This is a genomic window from Acinetobacter lwoffii, from assembly GCF_024129355.1.
Lineage (GTDB): Bacteria > Pseudomonadota > Gammaproteobacteria > Pseudomonadales > Moraxellaceae > Acinetobacter > Acinetobacter lwoffii_I.
Map to the genome: position 1 here is coordinate 1 of NZ_JAMXXP010000037.1, position 21,679 is coordinate 21,679.

General features: G+C 44.4%; 19 protein-coding genes. 7 read left to right on the forward strand and 12 right to left on the reverse strand.

Annotation, left to right across the window (positions count from 1 at the left end; all coding sequences use genetic code 11):
* Positions 1-120: 120 nt before the first annotated feature.
* The gene (locus tag NI468_RS13760; RefSeq protein WP_004732532.1) at positions 121-855 is read right to left on the reverse strand and encodes a TorF family putative porin; all 735 of its coding nucleotides are present in this window, start codon (positions 853-855) and stop codon (positions 121-123) included.
* Positions 856-1,452: 597 nt separating this feature from the next.
* On the opposite strand from NI468_RS13760, the gene NI468_RS13765 reads away from it, so the two are divergent.
* Positions 1,453-2,772 (forward strand): OprD family outer membrane porin, encoded by a 1,320-nt coding sequence (locus NI468_RS13765; protein ID WP_044108965.1) that lies wholly within the window; start codon positions 1,453-1,455, stop codon positions 2,770-2,772.
* 96 nt (positions 2,773-2,868) lie between these two features.
* Here the strand turns inward: NI468_RS13765 and ppa are convergent, their stop codons facing one another.
* On the reverse strand, positions 2,869-3,405 hold the full coding sequence (gene ppa, locus NI468_RS13770; protein WP_005248436.1) for an inorganic diphosphatase: 537 nt from the start codon (positions 3,403-3,405) through the stop codon (positions 2,869-2,871).
* A gap of 122 nt (positions 3,406-3,527) precedes the next feature.
* Positions 3,528-3,926, reverse strand: coding sequence for an MAPEG family protein (locus NI468_RS13775; protein WP_005094494.1), 399 nt, complete (start codon positions 3,924-3,926; stop codon positions 3,528-3,530).
* Between the two features lie 100 nt (positions 3,927-4,026).
* On the opposite strand from NI468_RS13775, the gene NI468_RS13780 reads away from it, so the two are divergent.
* Positions 4,027-4,407, forward strand: a complete 381-nt coding sequence (locus NI468_RS13780) for a hypothetical protein (protein WP_253102327.1) — start codon at positions 4,027-4,029, stop codon at positions 4,405-4,407.
* Positions 4,408-4,457: 50 nt separating this feature from the next.
* Here NI468_RS13780 and NI468_RS13785 read toward each other — a convergent pair whose 3' ends face one another.
* The 6 genes from NI468_RS13785 to NI468_RS13810 form a co-directional block, all read right to left on the reverse strand.
* On the reverse strand, positions 4,458-6,134 hold the full coding sequence (locus tag NI468_RS13785; protein WP_004644897.1) for a long-chain-fatty-acid--CoA ligase: 1,677 nt from the start codon (positions 6,132-6,134) through the stop codon (positions 4,458-4,460).
* Positions 6,135-6,284: 150 nt separating this feature from the next.
* Positions 6,285-8,504, reverse strand: coding sequence for a DNA topoisomerase IV subunit A (parC, locus tag NI468_RS13790; RefSeq protein WP_253102329.1), 2,220 nt, complete (start codon positions 8,502-8,504; stop codon positions 6,285-6,287).
* Positions 8,505-8,669: 165 nt separating this feature from the next.
* Positions 8,670-9,989, reverse strand: coding sequence for a niacin transporter NiaP (gene niaP / locus NI468_RS13795; RefSeq protein ID WP_004644895.1), 1,320 nt, complete (start codon positions 9,987-9,989; stop codon positions 8,670-8,672).
* 129 nt (positions 9,990-10,118) lie between these two features.
* A complete protein-coding gene (locus tag NI468_RS13800) occupies positions 10,119-10,763 on the reverse strand; it encodes a trimeric intracellular cation channel family protein (protein ID WP_004644893.1) in 645 nt (214 codons plus the stop codon).
* A gap of 61 nt (positions 10,764-10,824) precedes the next feature.
* A complete protein-coding gene (locus NI468_RS13805; RefSeq protein ID WP_174894111.1) occupies positions 10,825-11,289 on the reverse strand; it encodes a YchJ family protein in 465 nt (154 codons plus the stop codon).
* Positions 11,290-11,362: 73 nt separating this feature from the next.
* The gene (locus NI468_RS13810) at positions 11,363-12,940 is read right to left on the reverse strand and encodes a TerC family protein (protein WP_174894110.1); all 1,578 of its coding nucleotides are present in this window, start codon (positions 12,938-12,940) and stop codon (positions 11,363-11,365) included.
* Positions 12,941-13,272: 332 nt separating this feature from the next.
* Between NI468_RS13810 and NI468_RS13815 the strand changes: the two genes are divergently transcribed.
* Positions 13,273-13,893: an LOG family protein gene (locus NI468_RS13815; protein ID WP_004281026.1), complete on the forward strand. Its 621-nt coding sequence runs from the start codon at positions 13,273-13,275 to the stop codon at positions 13,891-13,893.
* 65 nt (positions 13,894-13,958) lie between these two features.
* Here NI468_RS13815 and NI468_RS13820 read toward each other — a convergent pair whose 3' ends face one another.
* The gene (locus tag NI468_RS13820; RefSeq protein WP_253102331.1) at positions 13,959-14,933 is read right to left on the reverse strand and encodes a hypothetical protein; all 975 of its coding nucleotides are present in this window, start codon (positions 14,931-14,933) and stop codon (positions 13,959-13,961) included.
* Positions 14,934-15,086: 153 nt separating this feature from the next.
* Positions 15,087-16,904 carry a choice-of-anchor I family protein gene (locus NI468_RS13825; RefSeq protein ID WP_420909036.1) on the reverse strand — a complete coding sequence of 606 codons (1,818 nt, stop codon included), beginning with the start codon at positions 16,902-16,904 and terminating at the stop codon, positions 15,087-15,089.
* A gap of 177 nt (positions 16,905-17,081) precedes the next feature.
* Between NI468_RS13825 and mdtD the strand changes: the two genes are divergently transcribed.
* The 4 genes from mdtD (at position 17,082) to dinB (ending at position 21,465) form a co-directional block, all read left to right on the forward strand.
* Entirely contained in the window at positions 17,082-18,473 is a 1,392-nt protein-coding gene (mdtD, locus tag NI468_RS13830; RefSeq protein WP_086044350.1) for a multidrug transporter subunit MdtD, read from the forward strand.
* Positions 18,474-18,539: 66 nt separating this feature from the next.
* Positions 18,540-19,319 (forward strand): glycoside hydrolase family 25 protein, encoded by a 780-nt coding sequence (locus NI468_RS13835; protein WP_253102333.1) that lies wholly within the window; start codon positions 18,540-18,542, stop codon positions 19,317-19,319.
* Positions 19,320-19,372: 53 nt separating this feature from the next.
* On the forward strand, positions 19,373-20,389 hold the full coding sequence (locus NI468_RS13840) for an MBL fold metallo-hydrolase (RefSeq protein ID WP_253102335.1): 1,017 nt from the start codon (positions 19,373-19,375) through the stop codon (positions 20,387-20,389).
* Between the two features lie 20 nt (positions 20,390-20,409).
* The gene (gene dinB / locus NI468_RS13845; RefSeq protein ID WP_253102337.1) at positions 20,410-21,465 is read left to right on the forward strand and encodes a DNA polymerase IV; all 1,056 of its coding nucleotides are present in this window, start codon (positions 20,410-20,412) and stop codon (positions 21,463-21,465) included.
* Positions 21,466-21,543: 78 nt separating this feature from the next.
* Here dinB and NI468_RS16295 read toward each other — a convergent pair whose 3' ends face one another.
* Positions 21,544-21,672, reverse strand: coding sequence for a hypothetical protein (locus tag NI468_RS16295; protein WP_005264010.1), 129 nt, complete (start codon positions 21,670-21,672; stop codon positions 21,544-21,546).
* Positions 21,673-21,679 lie beyond the last annotated feature (7 nt).

Below are 21,679 nucleotides of genomic sequence, written 5' to 3' on the forward strand. Positions count from 1 at the left end.
ATCCTGGTCGTTAAAGTGTTTGTTTGCACTCATATTTTAACTGTTAGGACTCAGGTTTTTTTATTTAAAGCAAACTATGGGACAGCAGTGACCTAAGGTCGCCTTTTTATCTAAAGAAAATTAGAAGCTATAACCGAGTCCGAATACAACTTTATTCTTTTGTTTTTCATCAAAACGGTCATAACCACCCAAGATATAATTCATGCTTGCAGTCACACCTGTGTCACCAAGTGGCTTGCTTAAACCGATGTCAAAATGACGGAAACCAAAACTTTCCGTAGTTCCTTCAATAAAGTCACCTGATTTTTCATAAGCATATAAGCCTAAAGCTGTATCCAAGCTGAAATCTTGTGGTAAAGCATAGCTATAAGTAGCTTTTAAATAGGTATCACCTGCATTGCCCCAAGTGGTATCTTCAAGAAGAGTTTGTGCTGTAACGCCCAAATCTTTATAGCTCATACCCAGTAACAGCTCAAATCCATCAGAATTGACATCAGATTCATAATAATAATAGTAGGTCGTACCGATCGTTAAACCTAAGTCATCATTGACTGCATGGCTATAGCCAGCATAGAAGTTATTTTCGAAAGCATCACGTCCTTCTTCAGACAAAGGGTAATCTAGCGTAGATCCCCACCAACCTGCATAGAAGCCAGACGCATGGTTATAATCAAGTCCACCTTGTAAGGTAGCGCCGCTATTTTCAGGAATGTTAGTAATACCACGCAAGTTATAGCTCGAAAGTACGCTGATATTTCCAGATACCGTATGTTCAGCAACAGGTTCTTCAGCAAAAGTAAAAGAAGATACAGCGCCCAATAAAGCAAGAGATAATACTTTTAATGTTAATTTCATTGTGTGGCTCCCCCAGATCGTCTGAGACGTTTTTATGATCATTGATTAAACTCAAGCTCAAAATTTGCAAGAGCTATGCCAATCTGGATAAAAGGAACCAAAATAATAAATCTAAAAAGACAAATAAAACTTAAGTTATTGTTTTTAAATTAAAATTTAAATTATGAAAAACTGAATTATCTAGGCTTTCTTTTAAATAAATGTATTTAAGGCTATTTCATCACTTTTTTAATACTTATACATAATCATTTACAATTTGCCCCATTTTGATTCCATTTTTGTAATGATTAAAATTTGTGCTAAAAAATAGTGCGTAATTTTTGATCATATTTTTCTCCCGTTTCAAAATAAATAAGCTGATCACATTCATTTCACCACTTTAGAAATATCATTTATAATTTCCAATAAAATTATGTTTTTACTCACTTTTTACCGATAGGTTAGAAATTAATCACCTCAAATCCTTGCTATTGTTTAATTTGAGTTAAAAAAATCTAAACTTTAGTGGAATATATCCAATAAAAAATGACATTTTTTCAGCAATTCTTATACAATTCCTAAAAAATTCCGATCAATTTGTATAAGGCTCTCTTCCCAATGCAAAATTCAAAAAAATTAACATTAGCAGTTTTGATTCAGGCTGCTTTGGTTTCTACCGCTTTCGCTAGCGAGCAAAGCGAGTCTAAAGGTTTTGTAGAAGATGCTGAAGGTTCTGTACTTTTCCGTACCGGCTATTTGCACCGTGACAAGAAAAATAACGTACCAGATACGAGCTCATTTGCACAAACTGCGATTGTTAAACTAGACTCTGGCTTTACTCAAGGTACTGTAGGCTTTGGTGCTGGTATTATTGGTGATGCTTCATTTAAATTGGGTGAAAATGGTCATACTGGCAATGATATGATCCCAGTCCACCCTCAAAATAATGCTGATGGTACTAAAGATGCTTATGACCACTGGGCTCGTGGCGGTGCATATGTGAAAGCTCGTGTATCAAATACGACTGCGACTTACGGTACTCAGGTTTTAGACTTACCTGTACTTGCAAGCAATACTGCGCGTTTAGTGCCTGAATACTATACTGGCGTATTGGTTCAAAGTAACGAAATTGAAAACTTAAACCTGATTGCTGGTAAATTCACAGAAAATCAGCTTTCCAACCAAATCAATTCCGATGGTGCAAAGCTGGATCGTGCAGTGGTTTGGGGCGCGAAATATAAATTTAATGATGCAGTTAATGCTTCTTATTATGGTACAGACATTAAAGACCGCTTAGACCGCCACTATGTTAATGCCAACTATAGCTATGCATTGGCAGATAAAAGCACATTAACTCATGATTTCAGTGGTTACCATACAAAATGGGATAAAGAAGCAAATCCATATCTTTATTCTCAAATCGGCTCACCAGATGATTCATTCGATAATACTATTTTAGCTTTATCTACAACTTATAATCATGGTCCACATAATGTCATGCTTGCTTACCAGCAAAATTTTGGTAACACTGGCTATGACTATGGTTTGGGTACAGGCGTAGGTGATGGTAAACAATCGATTTATATGCCGAATTCATACCTGTCTGACTTTATTGGTAATGACGAAAAATCAGCGCAACTTCAATATACATTTGACTTTGGTGCTGTAAATGTTCCTGGATTATCTTGGACATCTGCTTTTGTTTATGGTTGGGATATTAAAGCTACTAACAATGCAGGTACTATGATCAGTGATAATGAGCATGAGCGCGAATTCTTTAACCAAGTGAAATATACCGTTCAGTCTGGTTTTGCAAAAGATGCAAGCTTACGTCTTCGTCATTCTTACTACCGTGCAAGTGATGATTATCAATCTAACTACATTGGTGACACTAACGAATGGCGTATCTGGTTAGATATTCCTGTGAAATTATTCTAATTCACACGAATTTCAAGCAATAAAAAAAACCTGCACATTGTGCAGGTTTTTTTATTTCAGGCTTTAAAATTTTAAAGCCTAGACCACAGAAAGCAATTATTTGTTTGCTTCTGCATAAGCTGCAATTGAATCCAGTACTTCTTGTTTCGCAACATCAGCACTTTCCCAACCACTGAGCTTGACCCATTTTCCTGGCTCTAAATCTTTGTAGTGCTGGAAGAAATGTTCGATCTGGCTAATCAATAATGGAGGAAGATCAGTATATTCCTGAACATCTTTGTAAATTGGAGTCAATTTGTCATGTGGAACTGCAACCAGTTTCGCATCAACACCACCATCATCTTCCATGTTCAGTTTACCAACAGGACGGCAACGGATCACAGAACCTGGCTCTACTGGGTGTGGCGTTACAACCAATACGTCAAGTGGATCACCATCAAGAGAAAGTGTATTAGGTACATAACCGTAGTTTGCTGGGTAGAACATTGCTGTACCCATGAAACGGTCTACGAATAATGCATCAGAATCTTTATCAATTTCGTATTTGATCGGTGCTGCATTGGCAGGAATTTCGATAATGACATAGATGTCGTTTGGCGCATCTTTACCCGCTGGGATATTGCTGTAGCTCATAGCATCACTCTTTAACAAGTTATATCTTTTAAAAAACCGCGACAATTATAACGGTTTTTAAAGAAATGTTTGGATTTTAAAATATCGAACTGTAAATATGTCCGCGAACTGTAATTGATTGCTTAAACGATCTTGATGATCAGCAGCAATAAAGCCACAGGACATAAGATTGAAAGCAGCCAGACGATCGAACGTAAAGTCGCCCAGTTGGCCAGATAACAAATGCCGTACAACACACGAAATACCAGATAGGCTATCCCGAAGGTCATGACCAGGGTTTGAGGAACCACCATATATTCAGCCATTAAAATAGCGGCAATAAACAATGGTAAACTTTCAAAACTATTTTGTTGAACCGCATTGGCACGGCTCGAGAGCCCGGTTGATTTTGCTAAAAACTCTCGTGGGTTCTGATTGTCTTTCGCGCTAAAGCCTGCCGATTTCTTTGCAATCAAAGTAAATACATAAGGCAAAAGACAAGCGGCTAAAATGAGATAAATCACCCCACTAATGCTGTGCATCTGTTTTTTCTCATGAAAATTTTATATCTATCATAGCATGGTGTTTCGTGAATAAATTTTGTTAAATAGAGTGTTTTTTATTACTTAAGAAGGATTCACTATGGTCGCGCCTGAGCAAAATGAAATGTTCGATGTCCTCGATAAACAGCGCCAGCATCAACGTCAAGTGGATCGCGTATTAAAAATCGTGCTGCCGATTGTGGCTTTTTTGATGGCCGTCATTTGTGCCAATATGAATATCTGGTCGCCGATCTTTAGCTTTGCCATTTTATGGATTGCCTTTTATGCCGTCGGCATCAAGCGCATGCCAATCTGGCACTGGGTGGTAGCCATTTTGGTCTATTGTGTGGTCGACAATATTCTAAGTTATGGCAGCTTTAATCAAACCGGATTTACCCGTCAGTTTGGCACCATGTTTATCTTCTTGGGAGTGGTCGGCATAGGTCGTCCGTATTTTGACCGCTGGTTAATGAAAAAATAAAAAGCCCAAATCAAAAAAAGCGCCTGACGGCGCTTTTTTTCTTGCAGGTATTAGGCTGTTTTACGTAAATCTTTACGCAGGATTTTACCTACGTTTGATTTTGGCAATTCATCCATAAACTCGACATAACGTGGACGCTTATAACCGGTCAGGTTTTCTTTAGCGAATGCTAAAACTTCTTCTGTGGTTAAAGACGGATCTTTTTTCACGACAAACAATTTTGGCACTTCACCTGATTTTTCATCTGGCACACCAATCGCAGCCACTTCCAGTACTTTTGGATGAGTTGCTACCACTTCTTCAATCTCAGATGGATAGACGTTAAAACCAGACACTAAAATCATGTCTTTCTTACGGTCTACAATTTTCACATAACCACGTGAATCCATGACGCCGATATCACCGGTACGGAAGAAACCATTCACCATGACTTTTTCAGTTTCATCTGGACGGTTCCAGTAGCCTTTCATGACCTGAGGACCACGAATTGAAATTTCACCTTGCTCACCCAGTGGAACTTCATTGCCTTCATCATCCAGAATAGCCACTTCAGTCAATGGTAATGGAATACCAATAGTGCCACTGAATTCTTCAGACGCAGGTGGGTTTGCTGTTGCCACCGGAGAAGTTTCAGACAAGCCATAACCTTCAACGATATTGGTTCCGGTAACTTTCTTCCATGCTGCTGCAGTAGAAGGAAGTACGGCCATACCGCCGCCCATCGCCATTTTCAGTTTGCTATGATCAAGTTGCTTGAACTCTTCATTGTTTACCAGCGCATTGAACAGTGTATTCACTGCCGGGAAGAAAGTCGGTTGATATTTACGTAATTCTTTCATCACCGCAGGTAAATCACGCGGGTTTGGAATCAGAACATTCGCCTGACCTTTGTACATACCGTAAAGTGCGCATACCATGAATGCAAAGATATGATAAAGCGGCAAAGCACAGAAAATACGGTCATCTGGCTGACCATCTTGCGCACCAAATTTACTCTGGAAGATGCCGTCACACTGCAACATGTTCGCAACCAGGTTACGATGTGTCAGTTCAGCACCTTTAGATACACCCGTCGTACCACCTGTGTACTGAAGAACTGCAGTATCGCTAAGGGTTAATTCAGGGCGTTTATAGTTACTTGGATTAACTTTAGATAACGCCGCATTGAATCTCACATGGCCTGGAATATCCCAAGCTGGAATTTGCTTGCGCACAGAACGCAGTACAAAGTTTACCAATGTTCCTTTCAAGGCACCCAGCATGTCACCGACAGAAGCCACTACAACATGCTTCACCGGTGTTTTACCAATAATCGCCTGGTAAACAGATGCAAAGTTCTCAATAATCACCAGAACTTCAGCACCTGAGTCATTCAATTGATGCTCAAGTTCACGCGATGTGTAGAGTGGATTCACGTTGACCAGTACCAAACCTGCGCGGAACACCCCAAGTGCCACAACCGGATACTGAAGAACGTTTGGCATCATCACTGCCACACGTGAACCTTTTGCTAACCCCAAGCTTTGTAGATAAGTTGCAAACTTACGGCTCGCCTCTTCCAATTCATTGAAAGTCATGGCCTTATCCATAAAGATAAAGGCATCACGCGAGCCGAATTTTTGGAAATTACGCTCAAAAATATCTACTAGAGAAGTATTTTCTGCTGGTAATTCTACTGTTTCTGGAATCCCTGTTTTTTGGTATTCAGCAAACCAAATTTTTTCCATAATGGCCATCTCTCCAATCATAATCCTTAGTATTTCAACTGTTTTTTTCAATATCACACGCCATTTTTAGACTTGTATATGTGCGATATTGCATCCATCTTGTTGAATCGTTGTTCATATATAACGTATTTCGCAGGATGGATGCTAGTCTTATCTTTGAATCAACAGTTTATTTGCTTTTTGATATCCGCGTGGTAAAAGCTGTCCTTTTGCACCGCGCTTGCCGATATATTTGCGCAAATCATCCCCTTTTAATTTTAACTGCTGTTGTCCTGCAAGCACTTGAATTATTTCATCAAGCTTCAATAGTGTCATGGACAAAATTTGATCACCATCTTCAAGTTGTATCAATTTATTTCCTTTACCTTTGTTCAATACAGGTAATTCTGCTAAATCGACAATCAACAGGCGTCCTGCTGAACTGAGCAGTGCAACATGGGTGGCATCATCGAGTGGCTGCAGGTTCATGACCTCTGCCCCTTCAGATAAATTCAGGAAAGCTTTTCCGGCTTTGGCACTGGTATCCAGCTGCTTGGCTTGGGTTTTAAAGCCATAGCCTTTGTTGCTTGCTGCTAGAATTTCAGTTTCATCCTCTGCCACCAGAACCTGTTTAAAACCTACCCCGCTGCCTGGAGACAGTTTTGAACTGAGTGGTTCGCCGAGACCACGCGCAGATGGCAGCGTGTTGATGGCCAAGGCATAGCTACGCCCAGTGTCATCTAATACATAAACGCGTTGATTGGATTTGCCCTGTGCATGACTCAAGTATTGATCACCAGCACGGAAATTCAGATTTTCTGCATCGACTTCATGACCTTTGGCACAGCGAATCCAGCCAGCTTCTGATAACACCACCGTTACCGGATCGGCCGGCAACATTTCAGTTTCATTAATTGCAGCAGCTTCGGCACGCTGTACGATTGGCGAACGGCGATCATCACCAAATTTCTTGGCATCGTCTTTCAGTTCAGAAATGATCAGGCTTTTTAAAGATTCTGGATTGGCCAGTTGTTCACGAATTAATGCCGCTTTTGCTTCCAGTTCTTCCTGCTCACGGCGCATTTCCATTTCTTCAAGCTTGGCTAAATGACGCAATTTTAGTTCTAGAATCGCTTCGGCCTGAATCTCGTCAATATTAAAACGCTGCATCAAAACTGGTTTTGGCTGATCTTCTTCACGAATAATCTGAATCACTTCGTCAATATTCAGATAAGCAATGATCAGACCGCCGAGAATATGTAGGCGTTTTTCGATCTTGTTCAGATGATATTGCAGACGGCGTGTTACCGTGGTTTTACGGATTTCAATCCATTCCAGCAAAATACGACGAATTGATTTCACCTGTGGACGGCCATCGGCACCAATCATGTTCATATTGACACGATAACTGGATTCCAGATCGGTGGTGGCAAACAAGTGACTCATCACCGATTCGGCATCAATACGATTCGAACGCAGAACAATGACTAAACGGGTTGGATTGGCATGATCGGATTCATCCCGTACATCACTGACCAGTGGCAGTTTTTTGGCCTGCATCTGATCGGCAATCTGGGTGATGATTTTGGAGCCTGAGACCTGATATGGCAGTTCGGTGATGATAATTTCGTTTTTATCGACGCTATAGACCGCACGCATGCGATAACTGCCACGACCTGTGGTCTGAATTTTTAACAGTTCAGCAGGCGGGGTGATAATTTCGGCTTTGGTCGGCAAGTCTGGCGCAGGAATATATTCTGCGATTTTTTCATCGGTCAGGTTCGGATTACGAATTAGCGCAATCGTCCCTTTGACCACTTCACGCAGGTTATGCGGTGGAATGTCTGTGGCCATACCGACAGCAATACCAGTGGTGCCATTCAGCAAGATGTTCGGTACACGTGCCGGCAAGTTCACCGGTTCTTTCATCGAACCATCAAAGTTGTCCTGCCATTCACAGGTGCCCTGACCCAGCTCAGACAGTAATAGTTCACTGTACTGGGAAAGCTTGGCTTCGGTATAACGCATCGCTGCGAAAGACTTTGGATCATCGGGTGAACCCCAGTTGCCCTGTCCCTCAATAAACGGGTAACGATAACTAAAGGGCTGTGCCATCAGCACCATGGCTTCATAACAGGCCGAGTCACCATGCGGATGGTATTTACCCAATACGTCACCAACAGTACGTGCCGATTTCTTCGGTTTGCTGGTCCATTTCAGGCCCAGCTCACTCATGGCATAGACAATCCGGCGCTGTACCGGTTTCAGGCCATCGCTAATATGAGGGAGTGCCCGATCCATAATCACGTACATGGCGTAATTCAGATAAGCTTGTTCGGTAAATTCTGCTACGGAGCGGTTTTCTGTCGCATGATGCGCAAGGCTTGTCATAACAACCTATAGTCCTAAATAATTCGTTTTTGTATCAATGTTTCTTATGCTAAGTCGTGGCCGTAGATGACACAAGGGCATCAAATCGTTCAGCGCGACAATTTGTGTCTTATGGCCTAAAAATATCCACTTTATAGGCCCTAAGCAACTAAAAAATCATTCCCTTTATAAGCCCATTGATTCCAGGGTCTTGCCTTTGGTTTCTTCACCCAAGACCAGAATCACAATCGCGACAGCGACCAGAACTGCCGTAAACATGGTAAAGACATAGCTAAAGCCATTCGGCATACCCATCAGATGGGTTACAGCAAAAGGTGCCGCGATACCGCCAATCCGGCCAACAGCCCCGGCCCAGCCTGAACCAAAGGCACGGATATTGGTCGGATATTGTTCCGGCGTATAAGTATAGAGTACGCCCCAGGCACCCAGATTAAAGAAGGACATCAGACAGCCCCAAATCACGATTTCAGTAACACTACCCGACTGACCAAAGAAATAGGCAGAAATCGCGCACATGCCAATAAAGCCGGCCAAAGTCGGCTTACGACCGAGTTTTTCGACTAGCCATGCCGCCACCAGATAACCGGGCAACTGCGCCAGAATCATAATCAGCACATATTCAAAAGACTGGACAATGCTATAGCCTTCTTTGACCAGTAAACTTGGCAACCAGGTAAAGATGCCATAATAGGAAAAGATAATACCGAACCAGATCAGCCAGAGCATAAGCGTACGGCGCGCAAAGATACCCGACCATAACTGGGAAAATGAAATATTCTGCTTCTCTGCGACCGGTTTCACTTCAAAAATTTCATAGACTTGAACGCCACATTGACGCTCAATCTTTTTCACCAGTGCCGAAGCTTCCTCTATACGGCCACGGTTAATCAGGAAAGGAATAGATTCCGGCACCATTTTCCAGATCACGATGGCATACAGCGCAGGCAGGCCACCAATCATGAAAGCGGTTTGCCAGCCAAAATCTGGAATGATAAAGCGCGATACTAGCGCCGCGACCAGCCAGCCCAGCCCCCAAAAACTTTCCAGCAAGACAATAAAACGGCCACGTACATGCGCAGGAATATATTCACTGACCAGCGTTACGGCCACGGGTAGCTGACCACCCAAGCCCAAACCGACGATAAAACGGAATACCAGCAGCCAGGTCAGATCCGGTGCAAAAGCACAAGCTGCAGTGGCCAGGCTATAAATGACCAGGGTCGCAGCAAAGACTGTTTTACGGCCAAAACGGTCTGCCAGGCCACCTGAACAAATCGCCCCGATCGCCATGCCGACAAAACCGATCGATACCACCCAGCTTTTTTGATCGGCAGTCATCTGCCAGTCTTCAGCCATTTTTGCCAAGATAAAGGAAATCAATCCGGTATCCATCGCATCAAACATCCAGCCCAGTCCAATCACCACCAGCAAGGTGTAGTGAAACCTACCAATCGGTAAGCGTTGTATGCGAGAAACTAAATCCATAACAAAAATCTCTGATCAGGTGGAACGGGAGATGCTGCTTTCTCAACAGGTGGGCTGCTTTATATTTTTTATACTACGAATTGAGCTGAATGCGGCTATTTTTATTGCCGCACTTTATACATTTAAAAATTAAGATTCGTCTTTGGAAGATGCCGAGTGCTCATCATCATCTTTATAAATGAATTTTGGCATTTCCAGACCAAAATAGATGGCGATTAGACGTAAGCTAAAACCAAAAATCAGGGTAGACAGAATGGTCAGATCCTGCGACAAACCGTAATGACTACAGAGCCAGTAAAAGATCACTGACACAAAGGCAATACTGGCATACAATTCACGGCGGAACACCAGCGGCACATCATTACATAAAATGTCACGCAAAATCCCGCCAGACACTCCGGTCAAAACACCGGCGACGGCGCTGACCACAAAACCATGTCCCATTTCCAGGGCAATCTGGCAGCCAATAATGGTAAAGCCAATGAGACCCAAGGCATCCAGCACTAGGAAGACATTACGTAACTGTCGCATCCATTTGGCAATCAGGATCGTCACGAAGGCTGCGCAACAGGTCAGCACCAGATATTCGGGATGTTTGACCCAGGTCAAGGGATAATGTCCGAGCAGAACATCGCGGACCGAACCGCCACCCAGTGCAGTAACACAGGCAATAATCATCACGCCAAACCAGTCCATGCTGCGCCGGCCAGCGGACAATGCCCCGGTCATGGCTTCAGCGGTAATTGCAATAATATAGATGACGGTCAGTAACATCGCCCTGCTTCCACCTGAGGCTTTGAGATGGCGGCTATTCTAAGCTAAATCTGTGTGAAAGTTATAAGAATCCGGCACAACATTGCTTAAATTTTTTCCCCGAGCCACAAATGCAGACCTGTTTCATGGTGATGGTCTGGTCTGTCGTCGGATCCAGGAAATACCAGCGACCTTCCAACTTCACAAAATACGAAGCTTCATGATGCACCTGCGCCTGCTTGCCATCATGATAATGCGCCTTGAACTCGACTAGAGCATGATTTTTATCTAGTTTTTCATTGGCTTGAACAATTTCAAGCTTTAACCACTGATTGGCTTTACTCCAATCACTAATCGCTTGCAGGTCCAGCACCTGTTGCTGCCCCAGTGCGGTCGTGATTTTGATGTAATCGATTTCATGCTTCGCGAAGGCGCTATAACGGGAACGCATGAGTTGCTGTGCGGTCTCTGCGATCCGTTGTCCTGCATGCAGCGGCTGACAACAGTTGTGATATTCGCCTTGTCCACATGGACATGCTTCTGACATTTTCAGTTCCATAAAAATAGCCCGACAATGCGGGCTATTTTAGCAAACTTTAAAGGCCAAACATGGCTAGAGTCTAGTCCTGTGCAGGAAGCTGCGGAATGATATGCACTTTATCAATCTTATGACCGTCCATGGTGACGACCTCAAAGATATGCCCATCTGCTTCAAACTTTTCACCGCTATGTGGTAAACGTGCCATATGAAATAACACATAGCCAGATAAAGTCGAATATTCTTCGGTTTCATTGACCAGATCACGATCCAGCAGCAAAGAAACATGACGGATATCGGTAGAACCATCCAGAATCAGGCTGCCATCTTCCAGGCTTTCTGCAGCAGCTTGCAGCTCATCTTCATCCGGAAATTCACCGGCAATTGCTTCAAGGATATCAATTGGCGTGACAATCCCTTCAATCGAACCATATTCATTCAGGACAATCGCCATTTGCAATGGAGCCTGACGCAATTGCTCCATCACCATCAGGACCTGGGCATTTTCATGCACGATCACCGGTTCACGTAAGTGCTTTTCAAAATCCAGCACCCCGGTTTCAATGTATTCGTTCAGGACTTTATGGGTCAGTACCACCCCGGCAATATTATCGAGTTCACTACGCGCCACGATCAGACGTGAATGGCTCATTTGCAATAAATGTTCTTTGATACTGTCGGGCTCATTATCTAGATCAATCCATTCCAGTTCAGGACGTGGTGTCATCACCGACTTGACCGGACGTTCTGACAGACCCAGTACCCCCTGCACCATGACACTGTGATAAATGCCGTTTTCATCATTAAAGACTTCATCAGCAAAGGCACGCGTCGCCAGAACATCTTCCGGTTCAGACGAATCATTGTCCTGAGCAGGTTTGCCACCGAGCATCCGCATCACTGCTGAAGCAGTCCGGTAGCGCATGTCGGTGGTGGTCACCATTTTTTCCTGATTGCGTTTCATGGTCTGGTTAATAAATTCGACAATCACCGAGAAGCCAATTGCAGCATACAGGTAACCTTTCGGAATATGGAAACCGAAGCCTTCGACCACCAGCGAGAAGCCGATCATCATCAGGAAGCCCAGACACAGAATCACCACGGTCGGATGTCTGTTGACGAAATCCATCAGAGCTTTGGATGCCCAGAGCATAATCCCGATGGCAATAATCACGGCAATCATCATCACTGACAGGTCTTTGACCATACCAACCGCAGTAATCACGCTGTCTAATGAGAATACGGCGTCCAGCACCACGATCTGGACAATCACCATCCAGAATACCGCATGGACCGGATTTTCTTCTTTGATGACGGGTTTGGCTTCCAGACGCTCATGCAGTTCCATGGTGCCTTTAAACAGCAGGAACACCCCACCAAACAATAGAATCAGATCGCGGCCCGAGAAAGCATGATCAAAGATGTGGAATAGTGGATCAGTGAGGGTCACTACCCAGGCAATCGAGGCCAGTAAGATCAAACGCATCAGCAGGGCCAGCATCAAGCCGACAATCCGCGCCGTATTACGTTGTTCTGGTGGCAGTTTCTCCGCCAAAATAGCAATGAAAACCAGATTGTCGATCCCGAGTACAATCTCAAGAACAATCAACGTGAGTAAACCGACCCAGGCTGAAGGGTCTGACATCCATTCAAAGATCATACGCTTGGCTCCTGAAGCTCAGGACTGCAGCATGGAATCACCTGACGCTGTGACACAGCAAAACAGAATTTTTTATATTGAATAAGATCAATTATTTGGCGTAGATTTATAAAGTTAAACGGCCAACTACCACTACCCATCGTCGTTCTATTGTTGTGAAACCAATTTTCAGTATAGCAAGATCAATTTGAAATTCACCTGTTTTCATAGCTGTTTATCGATGAATTTTGCTGAGCCCTATTGCAGTGAAAATGTCCCTGCTCACAGAATTGTCATATTTGTTAATTAAGCTATAGTCACAAGAAAGAAAAATGATAAGGTGAAGAAAATAAATGCAAAGCGTAATTCAAATGACAGATTATTTTAAAGAAAACTCCCCAAAAACAACACGCCCTCTAGTGGCTCTCTATTGTGGTTCACGTGCAGGCAACAAACCAGTTTATTTAGAAAAAGCCATTCATCTCTCGCAAGGACTGGCAGAACATGGTTTCGGGCTAGTCTATGGTGGCGCCAGTATTGGCTTGATGGGACAGGTCGCGGATGCCATGATCCAGCATGGCGGTGAAGCCGTAGGGGTGATTCCCGAATTTATGCTGGATTATGAAATTGCCCATAACCAGCTCACTGAATTACATGTGGTGACCAGCATGCATCAACGCAAGGCTATGATGGCTGAGCGGGCCTGTGCCTTTGTGGCATTACCGGGTGGACTGGGCACGTTTGAAGAAATTTTGGAAATTGCCACCTGGGGGCAGCTGAACCAGCACCAGAAACCGATGATGCTGTATAACGTGAATGGTTTCTATGATGCCTTGATTGCACAACTGGACCGTGCCGTCGAAGATGGTTTTTTACCGCCACAGCATCGCGCCAAACTGATCATTTGCGAACACGAAGAAGAAATTTATACAACTTTAACCAATTTAGGCCATCCGCAAAGATTCGTAGTCTAAACTTCTCAAGCAAGAAAAAAGCGAGCCAGATGCTCGCTTTTTTCTTGGATTTTTAATATCAGGACTTATTGACCATAATTCGTCACAAACTCATAAAACATCGGCAAAGTCGTTGCCAGAATGACCGACATGGCCAGACCGAACATCAGTTTCATGGCATCTGCACTGACATTGCGTGACGTACGATGTTTGTTGACTTCATCCAGAATCATCGACATGGCAAATTCACGACCTGCAAGTAATCCCAGGAATACCCAAGTGGTACTCATTGGAATATTGCTCCACTCTTTGAAGATCAACAGGATAATGGCATACAGGAAGTCGATAATCGTCGCAGCACGAATGTCGGTCACACCGGTTTTGGTATCGACAATTTTCTGGATGGCCCCACCACGTTGATACAGAATCACGCCCAGCAACACTACGAATACCGCAATCGCAAACATCAGGAATTCAAACGGTACCTGACGCGGCACATACACGAAGATGTTAGCCAGATCCTGAATCAGCCATTGACTCCACAGGAAACCGGTAGAAACCCACTGCAAGCCCATCCAGACCTTGGAGTGCTCCTGATGACGTGTCTCGGCAAAATGCCGTGCCAGCTGCTTGACCACAAAACGATAGATGACAATCGCTACAATAAAGGCGACGGCATAGCCCATCATCGATTTGACCATCATCGAGCCTAAGCTGGCGGGAGAGAAAATCGTAAGCACCAGGAAAGTGGTACTGACTGGAATCCCGTATTTGGTCAGCATCAACAGCAGAATTGGCGGCACAATGTACAGCCAGGTAATGCCACCTTCAGGGAAAGGAATCGTTTCTAAACGACCGTATGAGGCATCACCCACCCCAGATGCATACCAACCATAGACCAATACGACAATTAAAATTGAGCTGATATAAATCCACAACACCCACCATGGGCGATGTGAATTCGAAGAAATAAATGTCCCTAGGGTTTGAGGTACATCATTTCCGACAATAGAGTAAGCGGCCAAACAGAAGCCGATCACCATCAAAATCTCGATTGTCATAAAAACAAACCTATACGCGAGGAGATTTCAGCATTGCTGAAAAGTTGGCCCAAGATTATGACGGTTTTATTTCATTTTAATGACAAAAATGTCATATATGCGGTCACCTTACAAAAAAGAGCACCGAAGTGCCCTGAATTTAAAAGCTTTTGACTACTTGAGATTTACTTGATAAATCGTGGTACTGCCACTGACTTCATGGCCGACCACCAGGAGGGGTTTCTTGTTCGGGGAGTCTTTTGCCGGAATAAATACCAAACCTTCCGGTCCTAAATCACCGGCTTGTCCTATTTCAATCTGCTCTGTGGTCGCTTTAAAATCACGTGAATTGATATATTGCACGAAGACTGGTGATGCAGGTGTAGACACATCATAGACCATGATGCCACCGACACGCTCCAGCCCAATAAAGGCAAAGGTTTTTTGACCAATCTGCCCCAAGGTCACCCCTTCAGGTTCCGGCCCTTTATTGTCACTGCGATTATCCAGTCCGGCTTCTTCATGATTAAAGTTGAAAATCTCAGGATGATGTTTGGCAATATACTGCTCAAACTGATCACCCGAATCCCATACCAGTTCTAAACCGGTCTGTTGATCATTTTCCACCCAGATACTGACCGAGCGTGTACCAAAGCTATATAAATGATCATAGACCAGATTGCCCCGTTCATTCAGTTTGGCTGTACCATCGGCATTTTTTTGATAGCCTTCAGTCCACGTAATATTTAAACGGCCCAGCAGATGATCTTCACGGCAGTCTTTGGCATCCCCTGCCACCGCGCCACAATACGCAAAATTATTCGGATTGAGTTCTGCTCCTTTGGCCAATACACGAAGATGAGCTGGTAAATCATCACCCAGACGGCGGTCAAAACCTTTGGCATGGACTAAGTGTTTCACCCGCCATTCTTCTACAAAGCCCTGGCTGGTATCGTTATTGAAATATGCAGGATTGTTTTCACCCCAGGCACGGGCATCGCCTTCATTGGCAGACACAATATAGGTTTTGCCCGCGACCTCGAAACTTGCAATCGCATCTGGCATATATAAGCCACGTACATTGGCCCAAGTTTGAATATTGATTTTGCCTTTACCGTCGACACCATCCGCATCGCTGACATCCATGCCATGACCCTTCATGCCATGATCTTTGAAGCCAAATGGATAAACAGCGAGTACCTTGGCAGAAGCCACATCAATTTTGGCCAAGGCATTGTTTTCTTGTAAGGCAACCCAGGCGGTTTTTCCATCTTTTGAAACAGTAATGTACTCAGGTTCAAAATCCTGAGCTGCGCTGGCCTTTGGTCCGAAAATGCGGATGCCCTGTTCACGCAATGCTGCTTCCCGTCCATTCAAGGCCTTAAAGTCTGCTGTACGAACGATCGGGGCTTTTAAATTGGCCAGACTAATGACAGACACTGAACCTTCAGGGTCAACCTGATAATCATCAGAAGGCTCGCCTTCATTGGCCACCAGCAAGCTTTGACCATCCGGTGTGAAAGTCAGCATATCCGGCAAGGCACCCACCTGTACGTGGGCCAGCTTGCTCACGTCTTTGGCCTGATATAAAGCCACATAGCCAGGGTCTGTTTTCACAGCAGCCTGAATTGCAATGGCGACGATGCCATTGTGTACCGCGACACTGTTGACCTCAGCCTTTGGCGCAATGTCATCGACCGTGATAGAACTTATTTTTTTCGGCTGATCAGGTCGACTTAAATCCAGTACATCTAATACGCCTTCTTTGGCATTGACCACGAATAGGCGTTGACTCTCGGCATCAAAGGCCGGAATTTCTGCTGCACTTTGCGCAAACACACCCGATTCATAAGCGGCTAATTTGCTTAACTCGATCGAGTTCGGTGTAGCCTCAACGATTGGAACCGGCGTTTCATTTTCATTCTCAGTTCCACATGCCACCATCCCCACAGCCAGCATGGCCACTATCAATGACTTTAATTTTAATTTCATTTTTTTGTTGATCTATCATGAAGAATTCGTGACCAATTTATAACCAGAGCATTGCAGTGCCATGACAGATCGGTTGCAGTTCCTTGACACAACACCGCATAAAAGTTGAAACGCTTTATATACGACAGACTCGGCTGATTCCTTTAAACTATTCAAAATTTTCAGTTTTCCAGAATTATGAATGCCACGCCTACGCATCAAGCCTTAGATCCCGAGTTTAGATTGTTGGTCTTGTTGGTCTCGATTGGCTTTTTCATGCAGGGGCTGGATACCACCATTATTAATACCGCCTTACCTGCAATTGCCCAAAATTTGCAGGAAGATCCGCTACGCATGCACAGTGTGGTCGTGGCTTATGTGCTGTCTGTGGCGGCCTGCATTCCCTTAAGTGGCTGGCTGGCAGACCGGTTCGGGGTCAGAAATACCTATTTTGCTGCGATTATTATTTTCTCTTTGGCCTCTTTGGGCTGTGCCTGGTCAAGTAGCCTGAATGAATTATTGGTGTACCGGATCTTTCAAGGGATCGGTGGTGCATTATTGCTGCCGGTCGGCCGGTTGGCGATGCTAAAGATCATTCCCCGTACCCAGTTTCTGGCCGCTATGAGCCTGATGAGTCTGGCCGGCCTGATTGGTCCTTTAATTGGGCCGACCCTAGGTGGCTGGATGGTCGAATATCTGTCCTGGCATTGGATTTTCCTGATCAATTTGCCGATTGGCTTGCTGGGCGCACTGATTACCTTTAAGGCCATGCCGAATGTACTTGAACCCACAGTCGCCCGTTTTGATTATTGGGGCTTTATCTTGCTGGTCGTGGCGATGGTGGGTCTCTGTCTCGGAATTGAAAATTTTGCCAGTCCACAAAACTCGCTGTGGTGGAGCCTGAGCCTGATTCTGGCCGGTTTATTGGCCACCCTGATTTATGCCTATCATTCGCATACCCATAGCAACGCCCTGTTTCGCAGCCGGCTGTTTAAAAATAAAATTTATGCGATTGGTATTTTGGGTAATTTCTTTGCCCGTCTCGGCGGTAACTCGATTCCGTTTTTACTGCCGCTGATGTTGCAGGTGGCTTTCGGTTTCGAACCTTTTATTACCGGTTTATTGATGATTCCGACTGTGCTTGGTTCGCTGGCCTCCAAACCGATTATCCGCAACATCATTCAGCGTTTTGGCTACCGTCGGGTCTTGCTGGTCAATACCTTACTGGTAGGTCTATGTATTGCCAGTTTTGCCCTGACCACGGCGGAAACCCCAATCTGGCTCCGTGCGATTCATTTCTTTATCTTCGGCATTTTAAATTCACTGCAATTCGTGTCGATGAATACCCTGACCTTAAAGGACTTAAGCCAGCAGGATGCCAGTAGCGGCAACAGTTTCCTGTCGATGATCATGATGCTGTCAATGAGTATCGGGGTGGCACTGGCAGGAACACTGGTGAACATGCTGAGTGCCTATTACGGCGCTGACAATCTGGTGGCTGCTTTTCATGTATCACTGATCTGTTTAGGCTGCATCAATATTATTGCGGCCTATATTTTCTGGCATATTCCTAAAAATACCCCGGTTTGATGCGCTATATTCACTTTGGGCTGATTGTAAGTTTTAGGCTAAATCACATATAGGCAAGGACTGAAAATGCAAAAAAATCAGGCTCCGAACAGAGTTCATAAATCGCTCTTGATTGGGCTGGGCATACTGATCACTGTGATCACGATCGCCATGGTCTATCTCTGCCTGATGAAAGCACCGTCTGCCCATGCAGCCGATTATCCTATTCAGGGTTTTGATGTATCGCATCATCAAAAAGAGATTCAGTGGCAGCAGATTTCGCCTGAAAAATACCGTTTTGTTTATCTGAAAGCCACTGAAGGCGGCGACTTTAAAGATACCCGTTTTCAGGAAAATTGGTTGAAAGCACGTGAACGCGGCTTTTTGGTCGGTGCCTATCATTTTTACCGGCTCTGCCGCGATGGCAGCATTCAAGCCCAGAATTTTATTGACTCCGTACCCAATAAACCGGATGCCTTACCGCCAGTAATTGATCTGGAATATGACAGCAAATGCATCAATACCTATTCTAAAGAGCAGATTTTAAACGAAATTCAGGTGATGCACGATGCCCTGAAAAAGCATTATGGCAAGCAGCCGATTTTCTATATTTCTAAAGCTTTTTATAATATTGTACTGGCAGGACACTTTCCTAACGTACCACTCTGGGTACGTGAATACAAAGGTCTGCCTGATTTAAAAGATCAGCCTAAATGGACGTTTTGGCAACATACCAGTCAGGGGAAAATTCCCGGTATTACCACACCGGTAGACCTGAATGTTTTTTATGGCTCAGAACAGCAATGGCTGGATTTTCTCAAAAAGAATGCGATTGTAGTACCTTCATCTGAGAATAAAGCGAAATAAAGCTGATCGCCTGAAAACAAGTTCTTTATAAAAACAACAAGGAAATAAAAAGATTGAAATGGATAAAAGGCATTTTACTCGGTCTGGTGATTCTACTCCTACTCATCGCGGGTATGCTGGCTTATCTGTTGCAAGCTTCGGGCAAGGTTAGTGACTTTAAAGCGTGGCAGCCACAAACCGGTATATCCGTTCACGGGCTTACAGTCAATTTTTTTGGTGTGTCCACCCTGTTACTCGATGATGGCCACGATCAGATCCTGATCGATGGTTTCTTTAGCCGGCCATCTTTGCGGCAAGTAATTACTCGACCTATTCAAAGTGATAAGCTGCTCTTAGAACAACTGGTACAATGCCATGAATTGAGCCGAACCCAAGCCATTCTGGTCAGTCATTCTCATTATGATCATGTTCTGGATGTCCCGGCTTTACTAGAGATGCTTCCCGAAACTGCTGTGGTCGGTTCGCCGAGCACCCTGAATATCGCCCGGGCAAATCCCAAAGTTACTCCACAGCAATTACAGCCGATTAAGCCTGGGCAAGTACAGCAATGGGGACATTTCCAGACCACGGCAATTCCCTCACAACATACCCCGCCCACAGCGATAAATGATGATTTAGGCGAAGAGCTGCTGCGGCCTTTAACTCTTCCGGCTAAATTTTCCGAATTTAAAGAAGGTGGCAGTTTCGATTACCTGATTGAGCATGCGGGACATAAAATTCTGGTCAAGACCAGTACCGGATTTATCCCGGATCAATTTAAAAACCTACAGGTCGATACTTTATTTTTAGGTATTGCCCAGCTCTCCAGACAATCCAGTGACTATCAGCAGCAATATCTGACTGAAACCCTGAACATGCTCAAGCCCAAAGTAGTGATTCCGGTGCATTGGGATGATTTTTTTCAGCCGTTAAACCAGCCGCTGCAATTTTTACCCCGTCTTGCCGATGACACTCCAAAAAGTTTGCAACTTCTGATTCAGGCTGCCGAGACACAAGGGACAAAAGTCATTCTGCTCAGCGGACCGCAACCCTATTTACTCAACTCAGCCTTCGCTTCCCAATCCGATTAAAGCCCCTTAAGATAGCGAACATGCGCAAAATTATTCATCTCGATATGGATGCGTTTTATGCCTCGGTTGAGCTGCGTGAACGTCCAGAACTGAAAGACTTACCTGTGGTGATAGCCTCGCATCATCCTCGGGCGGTGGTCGCGGCTGCCTCCTATCCGGCACGGGTTTATGGCCTGCGTTCTGCCATGTCCATGGGGCAGGCGCGCAAACTGTGTCCTCAAGTTATCGTGATTGAGCCAGATTTTGCCAAATACCGGCAGGTATCGGCACAGATTCATCAGATCTTCCAACAATATACTTACCTGATTGAACCACTGTCTCTAGATGAAGCCTTTCTGGATGTCACAGAAAATTTAAAACAAATCCCAAGTGCTACCGAAGTCGCCATGCGAATTCGCGAGGATATTTTTCAAGCCACCGGATTAACTGCTTCTGCTGGTGTAGCGCCCAACAAGTTTCTCGCTAAAATTGCTTCGGACTGGCACAAACCGAATGGCATCTGTGTGATTAAGCCGTCACAAGTACAGCGTTTTATCCAGGATTTGCCACTGAAAAAAATTCCCGGCGTCGGAAAAGTCACTCAGGAAAAACTGAAAAGCCTGAATCTAGAAACTTTAGGCGATTTACAGCAAATTGATGAAGCCTTGCTGATTCAGCATTTTGGCAAATATGGCCGGCGGCTATTTTTGTATGCTCAAGGCATTGATGAACGACCGGTTGAGGTGGAACGGGAGCGCCAGCAAATTTCCAAAGAAACCACTTTTGATGATGACCTGCATCTGAACCAATGTCGCCCCTATTGGGAACCTTTACTTGGACAAGTATGGCAAAGCCTGCAAAAGAAACAGCTTTCGGCTCGCGGCGTTACGGTCAAATTAAAACTCAAGAACTTTCAGGTGATGCAACACAGTAAAAGTTTTAAACAGGTGCTGCGTAGCCCACAGGAATTAGCCCAAGCCTTGGACTTACTGCTCGATGACCTGCATATTGCCCCGCAGATGCAATTCCGGCTGATCGGTGTTGGCGTGTATCAGCTCAGCGTCCCCGAAACTGAAACCCAGTTATTGCTACTCTAAACCTTTTTTGATCATGTTTTAGGCATCAGTTTAAAAATACGGCAACTTTGTTTTTACATTTTGATTTTTTAGAGTACTCTATCTGCGCAATGCATTATCCATGTATGTGCTGAGATGCTGAAAATCACCTTTACTTTCAGCATGATGTCCTGTGATTAGCGTGACGATCAAATCCGAATATTGCAGGGCAACTCTGATGTAACTCATGGAATCC

Bases quoted from the DNA above. Each gene is read 5' to 3' on its own strand.
- NI468_RS13760 (WP_004732532.1), bottom strand. From the start codon at position 855: ATGAAATTAACATTAAAAGTATTATCTCTTGCTTTATTGGGCGCTGTA.
- NI468_RS13765 (WP_044108965.1), top strand. From the start codon at position 1,453: ATGCAAAATTCAAAAAAATTAACATTAGCAGTTTTGATTCAGGCTGCT.
- ppa (WP_005248436.1), bottom strand. From the start codon at position 3,405: ATGAGCTACAGCAATATCCCAGCGGGTAAAGATGCGCCAAACGACATC.
- NI468_RS13775 (WP_005094494.1), bottom strand. From the start codon at position 3,926: ATGCACAGCATTAGTGGGGTGATTTATCTCATTTTAGCCGCTTGTCTT.
- NI468_RS13780 (WP_253102327.1), top strand. From the start codon at position 4,027: ATGGTCGCGCCTGAGCAAAATGAAATGTTCGATGTCCTCGATAAACAG.
- NI468_RS13785 (WP_004644897.1), bottom strand. From the start codon at position 6,134: ATGGAAAAAATTTGGTTTGCTGAATACCAAAAAACAGGGATTCCAGAA.
- parC (WP_253102329.1), bottom strand. From the start codon at position 8,504: ATGACAAGCCTTGCGCATCATGCGACAGAAAACCGCTCCGTAGCAGAA.
- niaP (WP_004644895.1), bottom strand. From the start codon at position 9,989: ATGGATTTAGTTTCTCGCATACAACGCTTACCGATTGGTAGGTTTCAC.
- NI468_RS13800 (WP_004644893.1), bottom strand. From the start codon at position 10,763: ATGTTACTGACCGTCATCTATATTATTGCAATTACCGCTGAAGCCATG.
- NI468_RS13805 (WP_174894111.1), bottom strand. From the start codon at position 11,289: ATGTCAGAAGCATGTCCATGTGGACAAGGCGAATATCACAACTGTTGT.
- NI468_RS13810 (WP_174894110.1), bottom strand. From the start codon at position 12,940: ATGATCTTTGAATGGATGTCAGACCCTTCAGCCTGGGTCGGTTTACTC.
- NI468_RS13815 (WP_004281026.1), top strand. From the start codon at position 13,273: ATGCAAAGCGTAATTCAAATGACAGATTATTTTAAAGAAAACTCCCCA.
- NI468_RS13820 (WP_253102331.1), bottom strand. From the start codon at position 14,933: ATGACAATCGAGATTTTGATGGTGATCGGCTTCTGTTTGGCCGCTTAC.
- NI468_RS13825 (WP_420909036.1), bottom strand. From the start codon at position 16,904: ATGAAATTAAAATTAAAGTCATTGATAGTGGCCATGCTGGCTGTGGGG.
- mdtD (WP_086044350.1), top strand. From the start codon at position 17,082: ATGAATGCCACGCCTACGCATCAAGCCTTAGATCCCGAGTTTAGATTG.
- NI468_RS13835 (WP_253102333.1), top strand. From the start codon at position 18,540: ATGCAAAAAAATCAGGCTCCGAACAGAGTTCATAAATCGCTCTTGATT.
- dinB (WP_253102337.1), top strand. From the start codon at position 20,410: ATGCGCAAAATTATTCATCTCGATATGGATGCGTTTTATGCCTCGGTT.
- NI468_RS16295 (WP_005264010.1), bottom strand. From the start codon at position 21,672: ATGAGTTACATCAGAGTTGCCCTGCAATATTCGGATTTGATCGTCACG.